The 807-nt window shown below is 66.7% G+C and carries 1 tRNA gene and 1 pseudogene; one reads left to right on the top strand and one right to left on the bottom strand.

What is annotated here, in order from left to right:
• Positions 1–4 precede the first annotated feature (4 nt).
• Positions 5–72: transfer RNA gene (locus F6Q13_RS18300), tRNA-Phe, on the bottom strand.
• 465 nt (positions 73–537) lie between these two features.
• Here F6Q13_RS18300 and F6Q13_RS18295 point away from each other — a divergent pair.
• Positions 538–807: pseudogene (locus F6Q13_RS18295) on the top strand (hypothetical protein); the annotation flags it as partial.

Below are 807 nucleotides of genomic sequence, written 5' to 3'. Positions count from 1 at the left end.
AACGTGGTGGCCAGGGGCGGGATCGAACCGCCGACCTTCCGCTTTTCAGGCGGACAGGATAGCCGCTGACCTGCGGTTTATTTGATTCTGTGCGTCGTATGCGCCGCATTGAGCTGCGCTGACGTATTCAGTCTGTCCGGCGAACGGACATAAACCGGACACGGTGCTTGCACTCCCTATCAGGCGTTTCCGTGCTGCCGCGTGCTGTGTGGGCAGCCTCGGAGGCGCCGGGGAGCAGGCATCCCGGTGCTCAACATCGCATCGTCAACCGCGCGCACGACGAGCACGACGGCTGAACGGCCCACTGCTTGGCCAGCCACAACCGGTACGGCCAGTCAGAACACGGCCGGAGCGGCGGACGCCGGTAGACCGCGAGTGCCCGCGGCCGCCACGGCCGCAGGGCGCGAGAGCGACAGCGGTCGATCGGACGGCGGGAGCCGCGTAGGCCGTGTTCCGGCTGGGACCAACGGGCTTGTTATATGTGCCAAAAGTGTCCGCGACACCGTCGACGGCAATGTTGATCCGCAGCTCTCGGCGGTGGATGCCCTGGGGCTGCGGTTCCCAAGCCCCGAGCTGGTCGCCTCGGCGGCAGCGCTGTTTGAGCCCGCGGCACCGTGGGCACACGGGCGCGACCGGTTGGCCGTGGAACCCGAGTCCGGCCGATTCCGGATCACGATCGGCCCCGGTGTTGTGCGTCTGAGTTGGACGAATCCCGTTCGCGCAGAGAAGACATCCGAGCGGGCTGTCAAACACCACCGCCTTGACGTTGCGACCGACATCGACCGCATCACGGCGAACCGCGACAGA

This window comes from Mycobacterium sp. (assembly GCF_008709575.1).
Taxonomy (GTDB): domain Bacteria; phylum Actinomycetota; class Actinomycetes; order Mycobacteriales; family Mycobacteriaceae; genus Mycobacterium.
Note: the sequence above shows the minus strand (reverse complement) of the source record. Positions and strands in the feature narration are given on the sequence as shown.